Source organism: Superficieibacter sp. 1612_C1, assembly GCF_015234305.1.
Classification (GTDB): Bacteria; Pseudomonadota; Gammaproteobacteria; order Enterobacterales; family Enterobacteriaceae; genus Superficieibacter.
The window spans coordinates 73433-94813 of sequence record NZ_JADGMI010000002.1 but is presented as its reverse complement, the minus strand read 5'-3'; the positions used below and the strand labels follow the sequence as shown (position 1 = coordinate 94813).

The following is a 21381-nucleotide window of genomic DNA, read 5'->3' as shown; positions in this document are numbered from 1 at the left end:
GAAAACAGTTTCGTTACAGGAAAGCATAACACAATATGACTGCCGCCCGCGCTATCGGCAGACGGTGAAGCGCCAGAGCGTTGAGGATACCGGTCAGGTGCCGACGTTTTGTCGCCGCTGTCGGCTCAACTTACGATATTGTTGCGGTGACATGCCGGTGTACTTATTGAAGATGCTGTAAAAACGGCTGCTGGAACAAAACCCGGCGGTGAACGCCACATCAAGGATTTTTTTATCGGTATCGCACAACTGCGCACGAACGTGATTGATACGCATGATCGTAATGTACTGCTTTATTGTAAGCTGCATAACGCGCTGGAAGAGTCCCATTGCGTAGTGAGAATTCAGTTTAACATGCTCGGCGACATCGTTAGTGGTGAGCGCCCGATCGTAATTATTCGCAATAAAGGCCAGCATTTGACTTACGTAAAATTGTGCATGGCGGGAAATACTATTTTTGTGTGCAGGCGAGGTTTTATTGACCAGAACCGGCTGCCAGCCTGAGAGACTAAAGCGTTTTAACATCAGACCTATCTCATCAATGGCAATTTGCTGAATCTGTTCATCCTGACAATTAACCTCTTGCTGCCAGCGCTGAACCTCAAAAGCGCTAAGCTGTTGCGGAACCTGTGATGTGATCACCATCCCGTGCGTGACATGGTTGATTAATTCCCTGTCAAGCGGCCAGGAAAGAAACAGGTGCATCGGTAGATTAAAAATCGCCATATTCCGACAGGTGCCCGGACGAATAAGCTGATGCGGAGTACACGCCCAGAACAGGGTGATATGCCCCTGCTTTATTGAAATGACCTCATTGTTAATCAGGTACTCCACATCGCCGTCAAAAGGAACATTGATCTCAATTTGTCCGTGCCAGTGGCTGACGGGCATCGCGGTCGGCGGGCGTAGCTCAATATCCATATGTTGATGTTCAGCATAGAGCGCCAACGGGCTACGATTTTTTTTATCGTCTTTATCACACATGTACGGGTCGAAGAGGACGGGCTGCGTATCCATTGTTGTTCCTTATCCTGAAATACCAGAGCACCAGGCAACCTTGCTTTAGATCGAAACGAACCGTTATTTGCAGCATAACGCCATTTTTAGGCTAATTACTGCGCTTTTATCGCTATTTATTCCCATAAATTCAGATCATCTGCGCCCTGGTGCGCAATCTGAGTTTCCGGGAAGGCTCACCGGTGAAGCCGGAGGCTTTTCCCGCCAGCCGGTGACACCCTTGCCCTGCTAATTCTGCACGCCGGACCATGTATCCAGCGTTCAATGAGTTTCAGGATCCCCTTTTTGAGCACTGCGTCGCAGTAAAACGGAGGATGTTCTGGGGAATGTTCAGGCGTTATACACAGGAGGAGTCTTATGCCTGGTTCAATATTACGTTTAGAAAGCGCGACGACAGATGTCATCGTCAGGACGCATCCATTCGCTGAAATCCTTTACTGGGGTCCGCACATTCACAATTTCTGTCCTGAGGACGCAGGAATATTTGATCGCCCGCTACCGAATAGCGGCCTTGATGTGGATGCTCCCCTCACCTTAATGGCTGAAGTCAGCAATGGGCTTTTTGGCTCGCCGGGCATTGAAGGTCATCGTCAGGGGTTAGATGGTTCGCCCTTATTCACGACGACAGAGGCGACGCAGTACGAACAAAAATTAATTATTACCAGTGAAGATCGCCAGGCGGGGCTGCGCCTGTACAGCGAAATGGAGCTGGACAACAGTGGCGTGCTCAACGTGCGTCACGGGTTGACTAACTTACGCCCGGAACCGTGGCAGGTGGATCGGCTGGCCGTAACCCTGCCGGTTGCCGAACGGGCCAAAGAGGTGATGGCATTTCATGGCCGTTGGATCCATGAATTCCAGCCGCATCGATTAACGCTTGAACATAACAGTTTCGTGCTGGAAAACCGGCGCGGTCGCACCTCTCACGAACATTTCCCTGCCCTTATTACCGGGAGTCCGGCCTTTAGCGAAATGCAAGGTGAAGTCTGGGGCGTCCATCTGGCCTGGAGCGGCAATCATCGCCTGCGCGCCGGGGTAAAAACCGATGGCCGGCGTTATTTACAGGCGGAAGCACTCTATTTGCCGGGTGAAATGGCGCTTACCGAGGGCGAAATTCTGTGGACGCCACAGCTTTTCGCCAGTTATTCAGCGCAGGGACTCAATGGAATGAGTCAGCAATTTCACAGCTACTTGCGTGAAAAGATCATTCATTTCCCGGCGAATAAACCACGGCCTTTACATCTTAATACCTGGGAAGGGATCTATTTTGACCACGATCCGAACTACATCATGCGTATGGCGGATGAAGCCGCCGCGCTCGGCGTGGAACGCTTTATTGTCGATGATGGCTGGTTTAAAGGACGCAATGACGATTGTGCGGCGCTGGGCGACTGGTACGTCGATAAGAAAAAGTATCCTGATGGCCTGATGCCGCTTATCCAGCATGTGAAATCGTTGGGTATGGAGTTTGGCATTTGGGTTGAACCGGAAATGGTTAACCCGGATTCAGATCTATACCGCGCTCACCCTGACTGGGTGTTATCGCTACCGGGCTACAAGACGCTCACCGGACGCCATCAGTATGTGTTGAATCTGAGCATTCCGCAGGCGTTTGATTATCTGCTGGAGCGAATGAGCTGGTTACTGGGCGAGCATCCTGTCGATTACGTGAAGTGGGATATGAATCGCGTACTGGTGCAACCGGGGCATAAAGGTAAAGCTGCCGCTAACGCCCAAACCCGCCTGTTCTACCGTCTGGTGGACGCCCTTATTGAACGCTTTCCGCATGTTGAATTTGAAGCCTGCGCTTCGGGTGGCGGGCGCATAGATTATGAAGTTTTGAAACGCAGCCACCGCTTCTGGGCTTCAGATAACAATGATGCGCTTGAACGCAACACTATCCAGCGCGGAATGAGTTATTTATTCCCGCCGGAGATCACTGGAGCGCATATCGGCAGCGATTGCTGTCATGCGACGGACCGCCAGCATACGATCGCCTTCCGTGGGCTCACTGCGCTGTTCGGTCATATGGGGCTGGAATTAGATCCCGTCGCTGTCAGCGAGCAGGAGCGTGAAGGCTACCGCAAATATGCCCTCTTATATAAGCAGTGGCGCGAGTTAATTCACCACGGCCTCTACTGGCGCGTGGATATGCCAGATGCCACTACGATGGTACAGGGTGTCGTGAGTGACGACAGGCAAAAGGGATTGTTCCTCGTGAGCCAACTGGCAATGCCGGATTACTCACTCACATCGCCGCTGCGTTTTCCGGGCCTGGATACCAATGCACGTTATCAAATCACCATGCTCGATCCGTCGACTCTCCCGCTGATCGGTAAAGGCGGTCATACCATGCACAAACTTCCGGCGTGGACGCTAACACCGCAAACGGCCAGCGGAGAATGGTTACAAAAAGCCGGGCTGATCCTCCCCGTGCTTGATCCAGAGAGCGCCATTTTGATTGGTTTACAGCGTTTGTAATCACTACTGGCCGCATCGTGCGGCCCTGAAGGGAGAATAACAATGAGCATTGCGAACAGTCATTATATGCGGAATCCCAATTTTTGGATTTTTGGCTTCTTCTTTTTTATTTACTTTTTTATTATGGCAACCTGTTTTCCTTTTCTTCCGATCTGGCTATCAGATGAGATTGGATTAAGTAAGACAGATACCGGCATCGTTTTTTCCAGCCTGTCACTGGCCGGTATTTGTTTCCAGCCAGCACTGGGATTTATTTCCGATAAACTGGGCCTGAAAAAAAACCTGATGTGGATTGTCGCCATCGCCCTGGTCTTTATTGCCCCTTTTTTCCTCTACGTCTTTGCCCCGTTATTAAAGGTCAATATCTGGTTAGGAGCATTAAGCGCTGGCCTCTATATCGGTTTTGTCTTTTCAGCTGGTGCTGGCGCGATGGAGGCATATATTGAGCGCGTCAGTCGCCATACCGGGTTTGAGTATGGCAGAGCACGGACTTTTGGCTGTCTGGGCTGGGGCTTATGTGCGACCACGGCTGGCTTTTTGTTCGGTATCAACCCTGACTATGTGTTCTGGATGGGCTCAGCGGCAGCGGTCGTATTATTAGTGCTGGTCTGGATAGCTAAGCCGCAGGCGGATCCAGGCGCGTTAGTGGACGTAAATGTCTCGCGTCCGGCTGTCGATTTGAAAACGGTAGGACGTCTGTTTTGCGATCGTAAATTGTGGATGCTCATGCTGTATGTGATTGGCGTATCCTGCATCTACGATACCTACGATCAGCAATTCGCCACGTTCTTTAAATCTTTTTTTGCGACCCCTGCGGAAGGTAACCGGGCTTTTGGTTTTGTTACTACCGCCGGGGAAGTATGCAACGCAATAGTGATGTTCTGTTCGCCCTGGATTATTAACCGCATCGGTGCAAAAAACACATTGTTATTGGCCGGGCTGGTCATGACAACGCGTATGATTGGTTCGTCTCTGGCAACAAATGAAATAGAAGTTATTGTTTTAAAAATGCTTCATGCATTAGAAGTACCGTTTATCCTTATTGGCATATTTAAGTATATTACGGGCGTATTTAATCCGTTATTATCCGCTACTATTTATCTGGTCGGTAATCAGGTCGCTTCGAAAGTTGCCTCAATATTCATGTCCTCTTTTGCAGGCAGTATGTATGACAGGATTGGCTTTCAGCATACCTATATGATATTTGGCTGCATTGCGCTCACTTTTACGGTTATTTCAGCATTCACACTGACAAAATGTAAAACGGAAAAGGCAGAAGCTAAGGCGGAAATACGCGTGTAATCCAGGCTCTCCGGTTACTTCAAGCGGGCCTGTTTCCCGGCCCGCTTGAAGTCAGTGATTACTTGCTTTTCTTAATGTGTTTAATCAGACGCTTACGCTTGCGCAGCTGATTCGGCGTCAGCGTATTACGTTTGTTGGCAAACGGGTTCTCGCCTTCCTTGAACTGAATGCGGATCGGTGTGCCCATCACGTCCAGCGACTTGCGGAAGTAGTTCATCAAATAACGCTTGTAGGAATCCGGCAGGTCTTTCACCTGATTGCCGTGGATCACCACAATCGGCGGGTTATAACCGCCGGCGTGAGCGTATTTCAGCTTCACACGACGCCCACGTACCAGCGGTGGCTGATGGTCTTCAGAGGCCATAGTCATGATGCGCGTCAGCATCGCCGTGCTGACACGACGCGTTGAGCTGTCGTAGGCTTCACGAATGGATTCAAACAGGTTACCCACGCCGCTACCGTGCAGCGCAGAGATAAAGTGCACCCGTGCAAAGTCGATAAAGCCCAGGCGGTAGTCCAGCGTCTCTTTCACCTGCTCTCTGATTTCCTGGCTCAGGCCGTCCCACTTGTTGACCACAATCACCAGTGAGCGCCCACTATTGAGGATAAAGCCCAGCAGCGAAAGGTCCTGATCGGAAATCCCTTCACGAGCGTCAATCACCAGCAGGCATACGTTGGCATCTTCAATGGCCTGTAGGGTTTTAATGACCGAGAATTTTTCGACCGTATCGGTAATTTTTCCGCGCTTACGCACCCCGGCGGTGTCAATGAGCACATATTCGCGTTCATCGCGCTCCATCGGGATATAAATACTGTCGCGGGTGGTGCCCGGCATGTCGTAGACCACCACGCGCTCTTCACCGAGGATGCGGTTAGTGAGCGTGGACTTACCTACGTTCGGACGGCCGACAATGGCGATTTTGATCGGCAGATCCTGCGGATTGAAGTCGTCCTCTTCCTCTTCAACCTCGGTACCGTTCTGCTCAGCTTCAAACTGCTTCCAGTACTCGGCCTCTTCGTCCACCTCTTCCGGCGGGTTCACATCGTCAACAAACGGCAGCAGGACGTGTTCAAGCAGGCTGACCACACCGCGACCGTGCGAGGCGGCGATAGGATGGATATCGCCTAACCCCAGCGACCAGAAGTCTGCGACGGCCTGATCCGGGTCGATGCCATCGGTTTTGTTGGCAACGAGAAACGTCGGTTTTTGACGCGAGCGCAGATGCTTCGCAATACCTTCGTCCGCAGGCATCAGGCCAGCGCGGGCGTCGACCATGAACAGCACGACATCGGCCTCTTCAATCGCCAGCAGCGACTGCTCGGCCATGCGGGTTTCTACGCCCTCTTCCGTGCCGTCAATACCGCCGGTATCGATGCAGATAAACTCACGACCTTCCACCTCAGCACGACCGTACTTACGGTCACGCGTCAGCCCGGGAAAATCCGCCACCAGCGCATCGCGGGTGCGTGTAAGACGGTTAAATAGCGTGGATTTTCCGACGTTAGGGCGTCCGACAAGCGCGACCACAGGAATCATGTTTAAAGCCTCATTAACTCAAAATTTGTGACTATCTGCTTTACCGGGTGGCGCTTTGCTTACCCGGCCTACAGATATTCAGTCAATCTGTAGACCCGATAAGCGAAGCGCCAGCGGGCATAAAACAGTAATAATAAAAATAGCAAACGGCCCCTGATCTGGCAGGAGCCGTTTTTCACTGGATCAGCGCGCTGTGTTAACGCGTAATGGCGTACAGCGTACCGTCTTTCGCCTGGATCAGCAGTTTGCCGTCCGCGACGACAGGTTCAGTCAGGAAGCCGGAGCTGTCCACTTCCTGCTGTGCGACGAAATGCCCATCGTCAGGATTAATCCAGTGCATATAACCTTCGCCATCGCCGACCACCAGGGAGCCGTTGTAGAGCACCGGCGCGGTCAGATTGCGGTGCAGCAGATCGCTCTGCGTCCACTGCGTCACGCCGCCGTCGGTCGTCAGCGCCAGCAGACGGTCGTTCTGATCGACGATATAGATATGCCCGCCGTCAACGATGAAATCATTGACCGAACCCAGCTCACGTTTCCACATGATTTGGCCGCTACGCAGATCCAGCGCCGTCAGGTTGCCGTTATAGGCCAGCGCGTAAATCACCCCGTCTACTACCACTGGCGTGGTATCGACATCGCTCAGGCGGTCGATCTCCGTTGGGCCGGTCGCCTGGGAGATACGCTGTTGCCAGATCATCTGGCCCTGCTCCATCAGCACCGCGCTGACGCGACCGTTGTCGCCGCCAACGATGGCAGCGCCAAAAGCGGTTACCGGCGCAGATTCACCACGCAGCGACAGCGCAGGCATGTCGAGGTTAACGGTCCACTTGACCGCGCCGCTCGCCTGATCCAGCGCCTGAAGCTGGCCGTTGCTGGTGTGGATCAGCACCACGCCATCGCTGACCACCGGGCGAGAAAGCGCTTCGCCAGCGACACTCGTCTGCCAGGCGACGGTACCGTCGCTGGTATTCAGTGCATATACCTGCGCTTTTTCGCTACCGACATAAACGTGGCCACCCTGGACCGTCACGCCGCCGGACAGCAACGCCGGAGAAGACGACATCCAGCCCTGTTTTTCCGCCAGATTAACGCTCCAGACCTCTTTACCGTCGTCCGCATTGACGGCTTTGACAGTACCGCGACGATCCGCCGCATAGACCACGCCGTCAGCAAAAGCCGGATGGAGGTTAGAATAAAACTCGCCGATTCCGCTTCCCACGGACGTGTCCCACGCCTTGCCCGGCGTGAACTGGTTTTCAACCTGCGGCAGCGGAGACATTTTGACAACGTCTTCTTCGCCGTTAAACAGTGAGCAGCCGCTTAATAAAGTGACTGTAAGCACGCCAGGCAGAAGTAATTTACGCAATTGCATCGGGTCCCTCTCAGATGGACAAATTATTCATTTTCATGCGCATCATTTCACTCAGCGCAGGCGAAGAGTCGCTTTTCACACCCGCTTCCCATGCAGCGTGCGCGCCCTTTTTATCACCTTTGCTCAGCAATATTTCACCACGCAAATCGGCGACGATAGCCGTCCAGCCTTCACCCTTGATATTTTCCAGCGTTTTCAGCGCCTCATCGGCCTGTTTTTGCTGAAGCTGCACGCGCGCGAGGCGCATGTTAATTACGGACTGCAAGTTTTCATCCGACGCGTCGGCCAGCCCCTGCTGTAACTGTTTACTGGCTTTATCCAGTTCGTTTTTGTCAACGTACTGCTGGGCCAGTTCCAGGGATGCAAAGGCCCCGTAGACGTTCTTATTTTCCGCCGCGAATTTCTCAGCAGCAGCCAATGTTTCCGGTTTATCGGCACGCAGCGCAGAAACGGTATTGTCATAGGTGAGTGATGAAGTTCTTGACGCCTCAACCTGATGACCCGTCCAGTAACGCCAGCCTACCAGCGCACCAATACCTAAAATTACCCCAACGGCCAGCGCTTTGCCGTTTTCAGCGAAGAAGCGTTTGAGCGCCTCAACCTGATCGTTTTCGTTCTCGTACATTTCCACGCCGTCTTACTCCTTAGCTCAGTAAAGTGCGCAAATGCGCGGCAACACTATCCTGCTCGACTGCCGTTTGCTCACCAGAGCGCAAATCCTTCACTACAACGGTATGGTTAGCAATTTCAGATTCACCCAGTACCAGTGCAACGCGGGCACCCCATTTGTCGGCACGGGCAAACTGTTTCTTAAAGTTGCCGCCACCGTGGTTTGTCATCAGCTTCACGCCGGGAACGTCGTTACGCAGACGCTCAGCGAGGTTCAGTGCCGCAGACTGCGTTTCCGCGCCTGAAGCCACCAGGTATATATCGACAACAGGATCGGCAGTAAATTCCGGATTAACTGCCTGAACTAATAAAACAAGTCGTTCCAGGCCCATCGCAAAACCCACCGCCGGCGTTGCGCGTCCACCTAACTGTTCAACCAGGCCGTCGTAACGTCCGCCTGCACAAACCGTCCCTTGTGCGCCAAGGCTGTTGGTGACCCATTCAAAAACGGTGCGGTTGTAGTAGTCAAGACCACGAACCAAACGCTGATTAATAGTATAAGGAATGCCTACCGCTTCCAGCAGTTTACACAAGCCTGCAAAATGCTCGCGAGACTCATCATCAAGGTAATCAGCCAGTTCAGGGGCATCGTTCAGCAACGCCTGCACCTGCTGGTTTTTGGAATCCAGCACGCGCAGTGGGTTGCTGTACATGCGGCGCTTACAGTCTTCATCGAGCTGATCTTTATGCTGTTCAAGGAACGCGACTAAGGCTTCACGATAATTTGCGCGGGCATCAAGCGAGCCAATCGAATTCAGTTCAAGCGTTACGTGTTCAGCGATACCCAGTTCACGCCACCAGCGGGCGGTGAGCATGATCAGCTCAGCGTCGATATCCGGCCCTTGCAGGCCAAAGACTTCCAGCCCCATCTGATGAAACTGACGGTAGCGGCCTTTTTGCGGGCGTTCATGACGGAACATCGGACCGATATACCACAGGCGCTGTTCCTGATTGTGCAGGAGCCCATGTTCAATACCGGCGCGAACACAACCCGCCGTGCCTTCAGGACGCATGGTTAACGAGGTGACTTCTTCTGCATCGCGCTCACGATCGTTGAACGTGTACATCTCTTTTTCAACCACATCGGTGACTTCACCGATAGCGCGTTTGAACAGATGCGTTTGCTCAAGGACAGGCGTACGAATTTCACGATATCCATAGGATTCGACGACACCCTTGATGATCTTTTCAACCCGTTGCCATACTGCGGTATCTTCCGGCAAATAATCATTCATACCGCGTACAGACTGAATTTTCTTTGACACGTTTATTCTCTATTCTGAATATAAATATGAACCCAAAGCGCTTCTCCGAACGATGCGGGAGCAGCAATACGCGTTCAATCATACACGGGAAGCTACGCGCTTCCCATCACGTTATTTTTCAAGTTGCTGCACGTCAATCCTGCGGGCCTGATCGAGAATGCTGGCCTTCGCCCGAATACGGGCTTCAAGCTGGCCGATCATATCGTCGTTATCAAGACGGTCTTTACGCACACCATCTTCATACAGCCCGCTTTTTTTATTGCCGCCGGTTACGCCAAGCGTGGAAACCAGTGCTTCGCCAGGACCATTCACCACGCAGCCGATGATCGAGACATCCATCGGCGTAATGATATCTTCCAGTCGCTGTTCCAGCGCATTGACCGTGCCGATCACATCGAATTCCTGACGCGAGCAGGTCGGACAGGCGATGAAGTTGATCCCACGTGCGCGGATGCGCAGTGATTTCAGGATATCAAAGCCCACTTTGATCTCTTCCACCGGATCGGCTGCCAGCGAGACGCGCAGGGTATCGCCGATCCCTTCAGAGAGCAGCAGTCCGAGACCGATCGCCGATTTCACCGCCCCGCTGCGTGCGCCGCCCGCTTCGGTGATCCCCAGATGCAGCGGCTGATCGATTTGCTTCGCCAGCAGGCGATAGGATTCAACGGCGAGGAATACGTCGGAGGCTTTTACGCTGACTTTGAATTGATCGAAGTTAAGACGATCGAGATGATCCACATGGCGCATTGCGGATTCGAGCAGCGCCTGCGGCGTCGGCTCACCGTACTTTTCCTGTAAATCTTTTTCCAGCGATCCGGCATTGACGCCGATGCGGATGGGGATGTTTTTATCGCGGGCGCAGTCGACAACGGTGCGAATACGCTCTTCGTTACCGATATTGCCAGGGTTGATACGCAGACAGTCAACGCCGTATTCCGCCACTTTCAGCGCGATACGGTAGTCAAAGTGAATATCCGCGACCAGCGGGACGTTCACCTGCTGTTTGATCAGCTTGAACGCTTCGGCGGCGTCCATCGTCGGCACGGAGACGCGAACGATATCGGCTCCCACGCGTTCCAGCGCTCTGATTTGGTTAACCGTGGCCTCAACATCCGTCGTGCGGGTGTTGGTCATTGATTGTACAGCGATGGGCGCACCATCGCCGATTGGCACATTCCCCACGTAAATCCGTTTCGATTTCCGGCGTTGAATAGGGGCCTGGTTATGCATGAAAACTCTCCTGCGGTGCCCGTCTGTTACTGTGCTGCTGACTGGTCGGCATTGAGAGTCAGACGTGCAACCTGATTAGATCGTACAAAGCGGCTCAGATCGACCGGTTTTCCCTGGAACTGAATCTGGACCGCAGCCGGGGCACCAATTTTAAGCTTATATGGCAGTTGACCGCTAAGGTTTAAGTGTCCACCGCTACGCTGAGTTCCGCTATAGATTTTCTTACCGGTAGCGTCGGAGACTTCCAGCCAGCATTCGGCGTTGAAATCCATTACCAGCGCGTTGGCATCTGCCGGGGTGGTTACACCAGCCTGATCGGTAGGCAGCGGCGCGGGCGCAGGCGTTGGCTCAACACTGACCTGAGAAGGTGAAACCACCGTATTTGCCTGCGTGTTTTCCGCTGGAGCGGTGGCGGCAGGAGATGGGGTGGTCGCTGGCGCTGGGGTGGTTTGAGGCGCAGAAGCCGTATCCGGCGTCGTATTCAGCGGGACCGCGTTAGATGGTTCGGAATCCGGCGGCGTGCCGGTATCCATCGGAACGCTTTGATCGTGGGTGTCGCTGGCATTCAGTTCGGCGGAGGACTGCGCTTCCATCGTATTGATCTCTTCCTGCTGCGCTTTATGGTTTTGCCACCACCACAGGCCGGTAAAACTGAGCACGACAAAAAAGATAATCCAGGTAATAAAGCTCATCATCCAGCCGCTGCGCTTCTTGCGCTGCTTGCCGAGGGCGAAGGTCTGCATCGGGGCGACCTTCGCCGCTCTCATCGGTGCCTGCTTCTCCATCATGGGAAGCAGTTCTTCTTCAGGAATATGCACCAGACGTGCATAGGAGCGGATGTAGCCACGCAGGAATGTTGAAGCCAGATCGGCAGGAGCCTTATCTTCTTCAATATCGCGAACCGTGGACACCTTCAGGCATAAGCGTTCTGCAACCGCTTGTTGGCTGAGTCCGAGTTGCTCACGGCCGTTGCGTAGTCGCACGCCGGTGGTTTGTGCTTCATGTTGGTCTTGGGTGGCTTCAGTATTCATTCGCTACAACTGCTGGTACGTGAAATTAAAATTCTGGTGCCGGCCAGTGCCCGCACCGCGAAAAATTTGCCTGGTCAACAACAGACAGTATATGACTGTCAGGCTAACTATCACAGAACAGCTTAAGCATGTGTTGCTAAGCTGTTGTTGTATCGCTACATACTGCCTTAAAGCTGGCAAAAACGCACCGTAATTATTACTCTCACGAGTGGGTTTCTCCCAACCATTCAACATATTTATGCACTACGCGCCATGCCCGGTGCGCAGTGCTCAGCTTTTCAGACCGCCTTAACGGCAATCGGTTCACCCTGCATACGTTTACGCATTGTACGCTTAGTACGGTCGATAACATCCCCTGCCAGCTGTCCGCAGGCGGCGTCGATATCATCACCGCGCGTTTTACGCACGATAGTGGTAAAACCGTAGCTCATCAGCACTTTACAGAAGCGGTCGATACGGCTGTTTGAGCTGCGACCATACGGTGCACCCGGGAACGGGTTCCATGGGATCAGGTTGATCTTACACGGCGTGTCTTTTAGCAGTTCTGCTAATTCATGCGCGTGCTCGGTACCATCATTGACGTGATCCAGCATGACATACTCAATGGTCACGCGCCCCTGATTGGCATTGGACTTATCCAGGTAACGACGTACGGAAGAGAGGAACGTCTCGATATTGTACTTTTTGTTAATCGGCACAATTTCATCACGGATTTGGTCGTTAGGCGCGTGCAGGGAAATGGCCAGCGCAACGTCAATCATATCACCCAGTTTATCCAGCGCAGGCACTACGCCTGAGGTAGAAAGGGTAACGCGACGTTTGGAGAGACCAAAACCAAAGTCGTCCAGCATAATTTCCATGGCTGGTACCACGTTAGTCAGGTTAAGCAGCGGCTCGCCCATTCCCATCATGACGACGTTGGTGATAGGACGCGTACCGGTGACTTTCATCGCGCCGACAATTTTCGCCGCGCGCCAGACCTGACCGATAATTTCCGACACGCGCAGATTGCGGTTAAAGCCCTGCTGAGCGGTGGAGCAGAATTTACACTCTAACGCACAGCCAACTTGTGAGGAGACGCACAGCGTCGCGCGATCGTCTTCCGGAATATAGACCGTCTCGACGCGCTGATCGCCCACGGCAATCGCCCATTTAATCGTGCCATCGGAAGAACGCTGTTCTTCAACCACTTCCGGGGCGCGGATTTCCGCGACCTCTTTAAGCTTGTTGCGCAGCACCTTGTTGATATCCGTCATATCATCAAAGTTGTCGCTGCAATAGTGATACATCCACTTCATCACCTGATCGGCGCGGAAGGGTTTCTCGCCTAAGTCTTTAAAAAACTCGCGCATCTGCTGACGGTTGAGATCCAGCAGGTTAATTTTTCCATCTTTATTGGCAACCGCCGGGATGGCGATCTCAGGCGTGACATTAAGTTCTGACATAATTTAATCCGGCCTCGTTATTACACGTTATGGCCCCTGGAGGGTTGAAAAAGAAACGCCCCGTTAAACGGGGGCGCTGCATTGTACAAATTATGCTGCACAGATGCCACGCCTGCGCGCGACATTCGTGAAATAAAGTGTAAAGAGGGATATTAGCGGGTGCGCGGGCACACTTCGCCTTCGCCGAAGAAGTAAGCGATTTCACGCTCAGCGGACTCGACGGAGTCGGAACCGTGGGTGCCGTTCTCGGTCAGGCTGTCTGCGTAATCCGCACGCAGGGTGCCCGCCAGGGCGTTCGCCGGGTTGGTGGCACCAAGAATTTCACGATGACGACGCACGGCGTCTTCACCTTCCAGCACGGTAACCACGATCGGGCCGGAAGTCATAAAAGAGACCAGGCCGTCAAAGAAAGGTTTACCCTGATGCTCAGCATAAAAACCGCCCGCTTTCTCAGAGGTGAGATGCAGCATTTTGGTACCGACAATTTTCAGACCTGCTGTTTCAAAACGAGCAAAGATGCTGCCAATAACGTTTTTTGCCACCGCATTCGGTTTGATGATGGAAAAAGTACGTTCAATAGCCATAATAACCTCTGTTTGTTGTTCTGCCGTTGCACATCGCGCGGGATCCAGGAGCGCGAATTATAATGAGCAACTGTAACGTTGCCTATGGATGAAGATAACATTTTTTTAAAATAAAATGAGTTTTAGCAACAAGTACGGCGCATACCGTGCTGATGCTGGCGGCAAAGCGGGCACAATCCGTTTTCACTCTCCCAGGATACAAAAGCACGCTGGCAATTCGGGCATCGCACGGTAAACAGCGCTTGCTGGCTCAGGGGTTCGCTGCGCGGCCCGGCCTCAAGCGTAATGGCCTGAGAGGGACAAACCGCCTGGCAATTTTTGCAGTCGGTGCAACGTGCTGATTCAATTTCAAAAAAATCCTCTGTCAGGCGTAACGCACTTTCCGGACAAACGCGTGTACAGGCTCCGCAAAGGTGGCAGCGCTGGCGGTCAACGAGCGGGATCATCTCGCTAAACTGCGGATAAAGCTGCCGCAAACGACGCTTTCCCGTCGGGACGCTGGCATAATGCACTGACGCTTCACGCGCCTGAAACAGTGCCCGCCTCGCCACGTTAACCCCGGTAGCCGCAGGCGGGAGCAGACGCCAGACTGGCTCCTGATAGCGCTGTAGCACCAGATTCAGACGTGCCACCGCCAGCGCCCAGCCGGGGTGCGCATCGACATCGCAGGCGACGGCGCGAATGTGATAAAGACGATGCCAGATTAACAGTTCCGCCGTACTCGCTGGCTGAAGAGACAGCGGCGCAACCAGCGCATCCTCGCGGTAATGGCGGGACGGCGCGGTAATACCGTGAATGGCTTCGCTGGGGCAGGCAAAGAGACAATCCCCACAGTGCAGGCAGTGTTCAGGGGCAAGCGTTACCTTCCCCTCAACAAACGTCAACGCCTGCACAGGGCAGACATCCACGCAGGCCTGGCAGGAAGAACGGTGCAGAAGATGATGCGTGCAGGAGACACCGATCGCCGGTGCCTCCTGAGGTTGTGCCAGTAAAAAACGCACGGTTAGCCGATGCTAAAAAAGACAAAGCGCAGGATCACTTCGGCAATCACCAGCAGCAGGCTTCCGAGAATGAGCGAGCCCTTGGCTTTTCTCAGTCCGCCGACAGTGAAGCAGAAAAGCCCCACCACCGATACAACCCAACCTGCGATATACACATCGTGTAGCTGTTGCAGGCGCACTAACGGCGCATGGGGAAGCGTCACGATCTGCTGGCTGGCGTCCATGATGGCGTTAAACCACAGCGGTTGAACCAGCAACCGGGCCAACACCATGATCGCCACCACCACCACAGCACATTTCGCCAGCTGTGGTAAGCAGGTCCAGCGCCCTTTCAGCGCCATCAACGCGATGAGCACCGAGCCAACGATGCCAGCGGTACCGTAGAACAGAAACAGCGTATTGACGTGTTGCCAGGTGATCACCGAGGTATGCATGTAAATCTGCCCCATGCAATACACGTCAATAACGCCAAACAGCGCCGCCAGCGGCAGCAGCAGTTTCCCGCCCGGCTTACGGACAATCATCAACAGGCCGCTCAACCCCAGTACGGCGAGGTAGAGAGAGGCAAATACCACCTCACGGCTGAGCCAGGAGCTGGCAACGTGCCGTAGCGCATTAAGCGCGTTCAGCGGATACCCCATATGCAGCATTGAGGCCAGCAGACCAGTGCAGGCCATCACAAACGCGATCACGACGCCGGGCAGCATGGACCCGGCGCGCGAACGCAGCAGCGCCAGCCATAAGGTCACACCTACCGAGCCTTGCAATAGCAGCGTAAAGAGCAGTAGTGGTAACTCATGCATGATGCTGCTCCTCTTTTTCTGCACCCTGATGCGGCTTAATCACCAGACTCGGATGAGTGATACTGGCTTCCGGTAATCCTTTCACGCTGTCTACGCTACCGTATTTCACACGCAGCTCGTCGATGGGACCGAACTTAATCGCTCCCAGCGGACAGGTTGCCACGCAGACCGGCTGCTCACCTTTGGCCTGTAAATCGACGCAGAAATCGCATTTTGACATCTGCCCCGTCTGGCTATTGAGCTGTGGCGCGCCGTAAGGACAGGACCACGCGCAGTAGCCGCAGCCCACGCATTTATCGGTGTTGACGCGCACGATCCCGTCGCCCGGACGCTTGTGCATTGCGGTAGTCGGGCAGTTTTTGGTGCAGATCGGATCGGCACAGTGGTTACAGGAGATGGAAAGCGTGTAGGCAAACACGTTGTTTTGCACCCCGCCCTGCCCGGTCGGAATAAATCCTCCGCCGTTCACCTCATACACGCGACGGAAACGACGCCCCACTTCCAGGTTATTTTTGTCTTTACAGGCCACCTGGCAGGCTTTGCAGCCAGAGCAGCGGGAAGAATCGATAAAAAAGCCGAGCTGTTTATCGCTCACCGGCGGATAGTCTTTAAACTGACTCATGCTTTGGCTACCTCCACGAGCATGGTTTGATGGGAGTTGCCTTTCGCCAGCGCCGTAATACGGGCCGAGCTCAGCACGTTGGCGCAGCCGCCACGGTCGATACCCTGCGCATCCGGTTGCCACCAGGCCCCCGCCTGCATCGCTACCACGCCGGGAATAATGCGCGGCGTCACTTCTGCCGGAACAATACTCACGCCGCGATCGTTATGAATGCGCACCTCGTCACCCTGATTGATGCCGCGTTTTTGTGCATCCTGCGGGTTGATCCACAGTTTTTGGATCTGCACTTCCTGCAACCAGGGATTCGCGTACTGCGTGGAGTTGGCGCGGTTTTTGCCCTTCCAGGTGATCATCTGTAGCGAATATTTTTCGCTCAGCGCGTCTTCCGGCCCTTCATGGGCAGGGACGTAATGCGACAGGGCCGGAATTTCCGGATGGTGCATGTCGTACAGCCGTTTTGAAAAGATCTCAATCTTGCCGGACGGCGTCTGGAAAGGATGATTTTCCGGATCGCGAATATTGTCCTCAAAGGCGATATACGGCTCGCTTTTGAACAAATGCTGACGCGTTTTTTGCAGGGTGGCGAAATCGGGCAGATTTTCATCAGGCATAGCCAGACGGGTTTGCTCCCAGATATGCTCGATCCACGCTTTCTCATCACGGCCCTGGCTGAACTCTTTTTCGATCCCCAGTTTCGCCGCCACATCGCGCAGCCACTCGTAGTCGGAGCGGCGTTCGAATTCAGGCTCGATCAGTTTTTCTGACAGCACCAGATAGCTGCCGGTACCCCAGGTTTCACCGATATTCCACCGTTCCATAAAGCTGGTTTCCGGCAGCAACAGATCGGCGTATTTAGCGCTCGGCGTCATGAACAAATCACTCGCCACAATGAACTCAATTTTGGATTCATCTTCCAGCAGACGGGCCGCCTGGTGCAGGTCAGGGTTCTGGTTGGTGAGATAGTTTCCGGCCAGCGAGAACAGCAGACGAATATTGCTGTCGAGTTTTTCCGCGCCTTTAAGGCCGTCCTGCGGCGTCACTTTTGACGCATCATCCGCCGCCTGCATCCAGTTCATCACCGAAATCTGGGCTTTTACCGGGTTATCCGGCATCTCCGGCCCGACGCAGAACTTACGGTTGGCACAGCCGCCATAGCCTGCCGCCCAGCCGCCTTTTACGCCGACGTTACCGGTGATGGTCGCCAGCAGCGTCGAGCCACGCGCGGTACGTTCCCCGCAGTTGTGACGCTGCGGACCCCAGCCCTGAATCAGCGCCGCCGGTTTGGTACTGGCGTAATCACGCGCCAGCTGACGAATGGTTTGTGCCGGAACGTGGGTGATCGCTTCCGCCCACTCAGGCGTTTTATGCACGCCGTCCTTCGCGCCGGTAAGGTATGCCACCAGCGATTCGTTTTCCGGCACACCTTCCGGCATCGAGTCTTCATCAAAACCCAGCGTGTGACGACGAATAAAGGCCTCATCATGCAGCTTCTCGGTGATGATGACGTACATCATCGCATCCATCAGCGCATTGTCGGTGGTAGGCAGTAGCGGGATCCACTGGTCAGCCAGCGACGAGACGGTATCCGAATAGCGCGGATCGACTACGATAAAGCGGGTTCCGTTCTGCTTCATCTGCTGGAAGAAATGGTTAGTATGACCAAAAATGGTCTCCGTCGGGTTATGCCCCCAGAGGATCACCAGTTTGGTGTCGAGCAGCGTATCCAGCGAGTTGCCGCTGGCGGCCACGCCGTAGGTATAGGGCGTGGCGGCGGCGGTATTCCCCATGCTGACGGAGTGATAGCTCGCCAGATAGCCGCCCGTCATGTTCAGCAGCCGCTGCGCCATCAGATTGCCGGAGAAAGTGCCGCCGGAAGTGGCGGTGCCAACGTGCATATAGCGCGACGCGGGGCCGTACTTAGCGGTAATGCTTTTCAGCTTATCGGCAATCATGGTGGTGGCTTCGTCCCAGGAAATTCGCTCGAACTTTCCTTCTCCACGCTTGCCGACGCGCTTCATCGGGTATTTCAGACGATCCGGATGGTAGACAAACTTACGGTAGCCGCGACCACGCACGCAGGCGCGCATGATGGGCATTTGCGGGTCGAGCGCGTCGTCCGGACGCGTGGAAATGCGGGTAACGACACCATCCTGCACATGCGCACGGATGTCACATTTACCGCCACAGTCGAAGGTACTACAGGTGTGGACTACGCGCTCAGCGGTACCGCTTTCTGCCGCTGGCTGGACAGGTTCGCTGGCTGCGTGGCCTGGCGCGGTAAAGAAAGGCAGGGCAATCATGGCGGAACTGGCCTGGAGGAAATGCCGCCGTGATAAATGAGGTAGCAACTCCTCGGGTGGGCTATTTTTCGAACTCATTACGCTTCATCCATAAATGAAAGCGATTTTGCCGCTTTCCGGACGAGCGGCTTTTGACTATCGTCAAAAAAAGCTAAGTTATTAATTTTTAAGTAACTTAACCGAAATAATTCTTATTTATATTGAGATTGATGACAACCCTGTTTTGCTCTTATATTCGCCATTTTTCCAGGTGGCGGCTTCGCCTTACCCGGCCTACAAAAAGCAGCATTATCAACCGGTTATTCGCAATCTGTAGGCCTGTGCAAGCGAAGCGCCGCCAGGCATAATTCTACGGGATCACGTTTATCAGCAGTCTGATTTATTCCGCCTGTTTTCAGCGTAATTCAAACGTCACCGTAGCGACCTGCCCTGCGTCATCCATCACCACAAGCTGATAGCTCTGCGCTTTTTCAAGTTGCAGAGTGATGACGTTTCCTGCGTCGCTCAGCGCTTCGCCGTTTAAAAACCACCATCTGCGGCCCTCTCCGCCGGTCGTCTGCACCGGCAACGAGACAGTCATCTGACCTGGCAAATGGCGAATGACCGCGCCTTCACGGACACCGGAGAGCACCAGCGGCAGGATGTTTTGCTGCTGTCGCGGCGGGCAGGTGCGGGAAGCCGCCGGAAGACGCGCGGCGCGGCGCTCCGCTGCCGGTAGCCAGGGTTCCAGCGGCAACGGCCAGACCTGAAGCTCTTTTTTCACGGCGTCCGGACAATCCGCCGCGACCCGCTGTCCGTCGGCATTCAGCCAGACAGGGAAACGAATCCCCCGAATGCCTTCCTGACTTGGCAGCAGCAGCGTCGGCGGCTGGCTATAATCCAGCAGCCAGGTCGCCAGGCGGCGGCGGCAGTTGGTATCACCGGGGGGCAATGCCTGGCCTCCCGGCCAACAAATCGTGGCGGCGCTGACCGATGACGGACGCGGATCGACCGGCACACGTTCTCCCGTAGTGACGGGACGCGATTGCAGAATATTATTTAGTTGGTTAAGCAGCGGTACCGCGCTGGCGAAACCAAACTGGCCGGCCACCGGCGTCCCGTCCGGGCGTCCGGTCCAGATGCCGATGGTATAACGGGCATTTAAGCCAACCGCCCAGGCATCACGGTAGCCGTAGCTGGTGCCGGTTTTCCACGCCAGCGGCGCGACGCGTGGCAACGAGCCGTCCGGCAGAGGTTGATCTTCTCCGCCGAGGATGCGACGAATAATCCACGCCGCTCCCGGCGACAACAGCGGTCGCTCGATCAGCGGATCGTCCGGCAGCAGACGCAGGCGGCCCGCTTTGCCGTGACGGGCAAAGGCGCTGTACGCGGCGGTGATATCCTCCAGCCTGGCCCCCGCGCCGCCGAGGATCAGCGCCAGGTTAGGCTGGGCGTTTGCAGGCAGGATCAACGGTAATCCGGCATTACGCAGCCGGGCGGCAAACTGTTTAGGCCCGTAGGCTTCCAGCACCTGAACGGCGGGCAGGTTCAGCGAGCGGACCAGCGCGTCGCTCATACTGACCGGACCGTGGAACCCGCTGTCAAAGTTACCGGGACGATAGTCCCCTACCCGACGCGGCACGTCCTGAAGCAGCGACGCCGGATGGATCAGCCCTTCATCCATCGCCATTCCATAGACGAAGGGTTTAAGCACCGATCCCGGCGATCGGATCGCCGCAACCATATCCACATGCCCAAAGCGACTGTCATCATTGATATCTGCCGAGCCTACCCAGCCACGCACCTTCATGTTGGTATGATCGACGACGATCATTGCCAGCGAGCTGCGCGGCGGCAGGCGCGATTTCCAGTTCATCGCCAGCTCTTCCATTTGCCGTTGCAGCGTGGCATCAAGGGTAGTGACAATTTTATCCTGCTTACTTTTCGCCAGTACCCGGCGCGAAAACAGCGGGGCCAGCTGCGGCATCTGGCGGGGGAACAGCCAGACCGGCTCCTGCTGCGCCTCTTTTACGCGCGCCGCGGGCCAGACGCCCTGGGTGAGCATCCGTTCAAGGACTTTGTCCCGCGCCGCCTGAGCGCGTTCCGGCCAGCGATCCGGGCGCAGGCGGCTGGGGGCCTGCGGCAGCACGGCTAATAACGCGGCTTCCGAATAGCTGAGCTGCGTGGGGGCTTTTCCGAGATAGGCCCAGCTGGCCGCGCCGACACCCTGTAGCGTACCGCCAAACGGCGCACGGTTAAGATAGAGGGTCAGGATGTCGCGTTTTGACAGGTGCCATTCCAGTTGCAGGGCGCGCCAGACCTGGCGGATCTTGCCGCCAAAGGTACGCGGATGAGGATCAAGTAAGCGCGCCACCTGCATAGTGAGGGTGCTGCCGCCAGAGACGACATGCCCAGAGGTGAGATCCTGCCAGGCAGCACGGAGTATCGCCAGCGGGTTAATGCCAGGATGTTTCCAGAACCAGCGGTCTTCATATTGCAGCAGCGCCTCGATATAGCGCGGCGAGACCTCCTCCGGCGTAACCGGATAACGCCAGATCCCGTCAGCATCGGCAAAGCGCCACAGTGGCGTCCCGTCTTCCGCCACCACCACGCGTGCAGGGGTAACGTCTTTTAACGGCAACGGCCACAGGCGATCGGCAGTGAAGACCGCCAGCCACAGCACCAATGGAAAACCCGCCAGCCAGAGCCAGCGGGTTTTTATTTTACGCAGTGCAGGCAT

The 21381-nt window shown here is 54.8% G+C and carries 16 protein-coding genes; 2 read left to right on the top strand and 14 right to left on the bottom strand.

Annotated elements, in window-relative coordinates; genetic code table 11:
• Positions 1-93 precede the first annotated feature (93 nt).
• Positions 94-1017 (bottom strand): transcriptional regulator MelR, encoded by a 924-nt coding sequence (gene melR / locus INT84_RS06755; protein ID WP_194206189.1) that lies wholly within the window; start codon positions 1015-1017, stop codon positions 94-96.
• A gap of 357 nt (positions 1018-1374) precedes the next feature.
• Here melR and INT84_RS06750 point away from each other — a divergent pair, with 357 nt between their 5' ends.
• On the top strand, positions 1375-3498 hold the full coding sequence (locus INT84_RS06750) for an alpha-galactosidase (protein WP_194206188.1): 2124 nt from the start codon (positions 1375-1377) through the stop codon (positions 3496-3498).
• Positions 3499-3540: 42 nt separating this feature from the next.
• A complete protein-coding gene (locus INT84_RS06745) occupies positions 3541-4800 on the top strand; it encodes an MFS transporter (protein WP_194206187.1) in 1260 nt (419 codons plus the stop codon).
• A 58-nt stretch (positions 4801-4858) separates the two neighbouring features.
• On the opposite strand, the gene der is transcribed toward INT84_RS06745, so the two are convergent.
• The 13 genes from der to pbpC all read right to left on the bottom strand — a co-directional run bounded on the left by der (position 4859) and on the right by pbpC (position 21381).
• Positions 4859-6337: a ribosome biogenesis GTPase Der gene (der, locus tag INT84_RS06740; protein WP_176917132.1), complete on the bottom strand. Its 1479-nt coding sequence runs from the start codon at positions 6335-6337 to the stop codon at positions 4859-4861.
• A gap of 196 nt (positions 6338-6533) precedes the next feature.
• Positions 6534-7712 carry an outer membrane protein assembly factor BamB gene (gene bamB, locus INT84_RS06735; protein ID WP_194206186.1) on the bottom strand — a complete coding sequence of 393 codons (1179 nt, stop codon included), beginning with the start codon at positions 7710-7712 and terminating at the stop codon, positions 6534-6536.
• Positions 7713-7722: 10 nt separating this feature from the next.
• Positions 7723-8343, bottom strand: a complete 621-nt coding sequence (locus INT84_RS06730) for a YfgM family protein (RefSeq protein WP_194206185.1) — start codon at positions 8341-8343, stop codon at positions 7723-7725.
• Positions 8344-8356: 13 nt separating this feature from the next.
• On the bottom strand, positions 8357-9646 hold the full coding sequence (gene hisS, locus INT84_RS06725; RefSeq protein WP_194206184.1) for a histidine--tRNA ligase: 1290 nt from the start codon (positions 9644-9646) through the stop codon (positions 8357-8359).
• A 111-nt stretch (positions 9647-9757) separates the two neighbouring features.
• Entirely contained in the window at positions 9758-10876 is a 1119-nt protein-coding gene (ispG, locus tag INT84_RS06720) for a flavodoxin-dependent (E)-4-hydroxy-3-methylbut-2-enyl-diphosphate synthase (protein WP_176917136.1), read from the bottom strand.
• A gap of 26 nt (positions 10877-10902) precedes the next feature.
• Positions 10903-11907 carry a cytoskeleton protein RodZ gene (gene rodZ / locus INT84_RS06715; RefSeq protein ID WP_194206183.1) on the bottom strand — a complete coding sequence of 335 codons (1005 nt, stop codon included), beginning with the start codon at positions 11905-11907 and terminating at the stop codon, positions 10903-10905.
• Between the two features lie 278 nt (positions 11908-12185).
• Positions 12186-13352: a bifunctional tRNA (adenosine(37)-C2)-methyltransferase TrmG/ribosomal RNA large subunit methyltransferase RlmN gene (locus INT84_RS06710; protein WP_194206182.1), complete on the bottom strand. Its 1167-nt coding sequence runs from the start codon at positions 13350-13352 to the stop codon at positions 12186-12188.
• Positions 13353-13504: 152 nt separating this feature from the next.
• Positions 13505-13936 carry a nucleoside-diphosphate kinase gene (gene ndk, locus INT84_RS06705; RefSeq protein ID WP_103677702.1) on the bottom strand — a complete coding sequence of 144 codons (432 nt, stop codon included), beginning with the start codon at positions 13934-13936 and terminating at the stop codon, positions 13505-13507.
• 122 nt (positions 13937-14058) lie between these two features.
• Positions 14059-14937, bottom strand: a complete 879-nt coding sequence (locus INT84_RS06700; RefSeq protein ID WP_194206181.1) for a 4Fe-4S binding protein — start codon at positions 14935-14937, stop codon at positions 14059-14061.
• 2 nt (positions 14938-14939) lie between these two features.
• Positions 14940-15740, bottom strand: a complete 801-nt coding sequence (locus INT84_RS06695; protein ID WP_194206180.1) for a DmsC/YnfH family molybdoenzyme membrane anchor subunit — start codon at positions 15738-15740, stop codon at positions 14940-14942.
• Complete coding sequence (locus tag INT84_RS06690; RefSeq protein ID WP_194206179.1) at positions 15733-16362, bottom strand: DMSO/selenate family reductase complex B subunit; 630 nt, start codon at positions 16360-16362, stop codon at positions 15733-15735. Before INT84_RS06690 ends, INT84_RS06695 begins: the two co-directional genes overlap by 8 nt.
• The gene (locus INT84_RS06685) at positions 16359-18740 is read right to left on the bottom strand and encodes a DMSO/selenate family reductase complex A subunit (protein ID WP_194206178.1); all 2382 of its coding nucleotides are present in this window, start codon (positions 18738-18740) and stop codon (positions 16359-16361) included. The genes INT84_RS06690 and INT84_RS06685 overlap by 4 nt, the downstream gene beginning before the upstream one ends.
• A 316-nt stretch (positions 18741-19056) precedes the next feature.
• Positions 19057-21381, bottom strand: a complete 2325-nt coding sequence (gene pbpC, locus INT84_RS06680) for a peptidoglycan glycosyltransferase PbpC (protein WP_194206177.1) — start codon at positions 21379-21381, stop codon at positions 19057-19059.

Coding starts and splice junctions, on each gene's coding strand:
- bamB (WP_194206186.1), bottom strand. CDS start 7,712: ATGCAATTGCGTAAATTACTTCTGCCTGGCGTGCTTACAGTCACTTTA.
- INT84_RS06750 (WP_194206188.1), top strand. CDS start 1,375: ATGCCTGGTTCAATATTACGTTTAGAAAGCGCGACGACAGATGTCATC.
- pbpC (WP_194206177.1), bottom strand. CDS start 21,381: ATGCCTGCACTGCGTAAAATAAAAACCCGCTGGCTCTGGCTGGCGGGT.
- melR (WP_194206189.1), bottom strand. CDS start 1,017: ATGGATACGCAGCCCGTCCTCTTCGACCCGTACATGTGTGATAAAGAC.
- INT84_RS06710 (WP_194206182.1), bottom strand. CDS start 13,352: ATGTCAGAACTTAATGTCACGCCTGAGATCGCCATCCCGGCGGTTGCC.
- ndk (WP_103677702.1), bottom strand. CDS start 13,936: ATGGCTATTGAACGTACTTTTTCCATCATCAAACCGAATGCGGTGGCA.
- INT84_RS06685 (WP_194206178.1), bottom strand. CDS start 18,740: ATGAGTTCGAAAAATAGCCCACCCGAGGAGTTGCTACCTCATTTATCA.
- rodZ (WP_194206183.1), bottom strand. CDS start 11,907: ATGAATACTGAAGCCACCCAAGACCAACATGAAGCACAAACCACCGGC.
- INT84_RS06745 (WP_194206187.1), top strand. CDS start 3,541: ATGAGCATTGCGAACAGTCATTATATGCGGAATCCCAATTTTTGGATT.
- INT84_RS06690 (WP_194206179.1), bottom strand. CDS start 16,362: ATGAGTCAGTTTAAAGACTATCCGCCGGTGAGCGATAAACAGCTCGGC.
- ispG (WP_176917136.1), bottom strand. CDS start 10,876: ATGCATAACCAGGCCCCTATTCAACGCCGGAAATCGAAACGGATTTAC.
- INT84_RS06695 (WP_194206180.1), bottom strand. CDS start 15,740: ATGCATGAGTTACCACTACTGCTCTTTACGCTGCTATTGCAAGGCTCG.
- der (WP_176917132.1), bottom strand. CDS start 6,337: ATGATTCCTGTGGTCGCGCTTGTCGGACGCCCTAACGTCGGAAAATCC.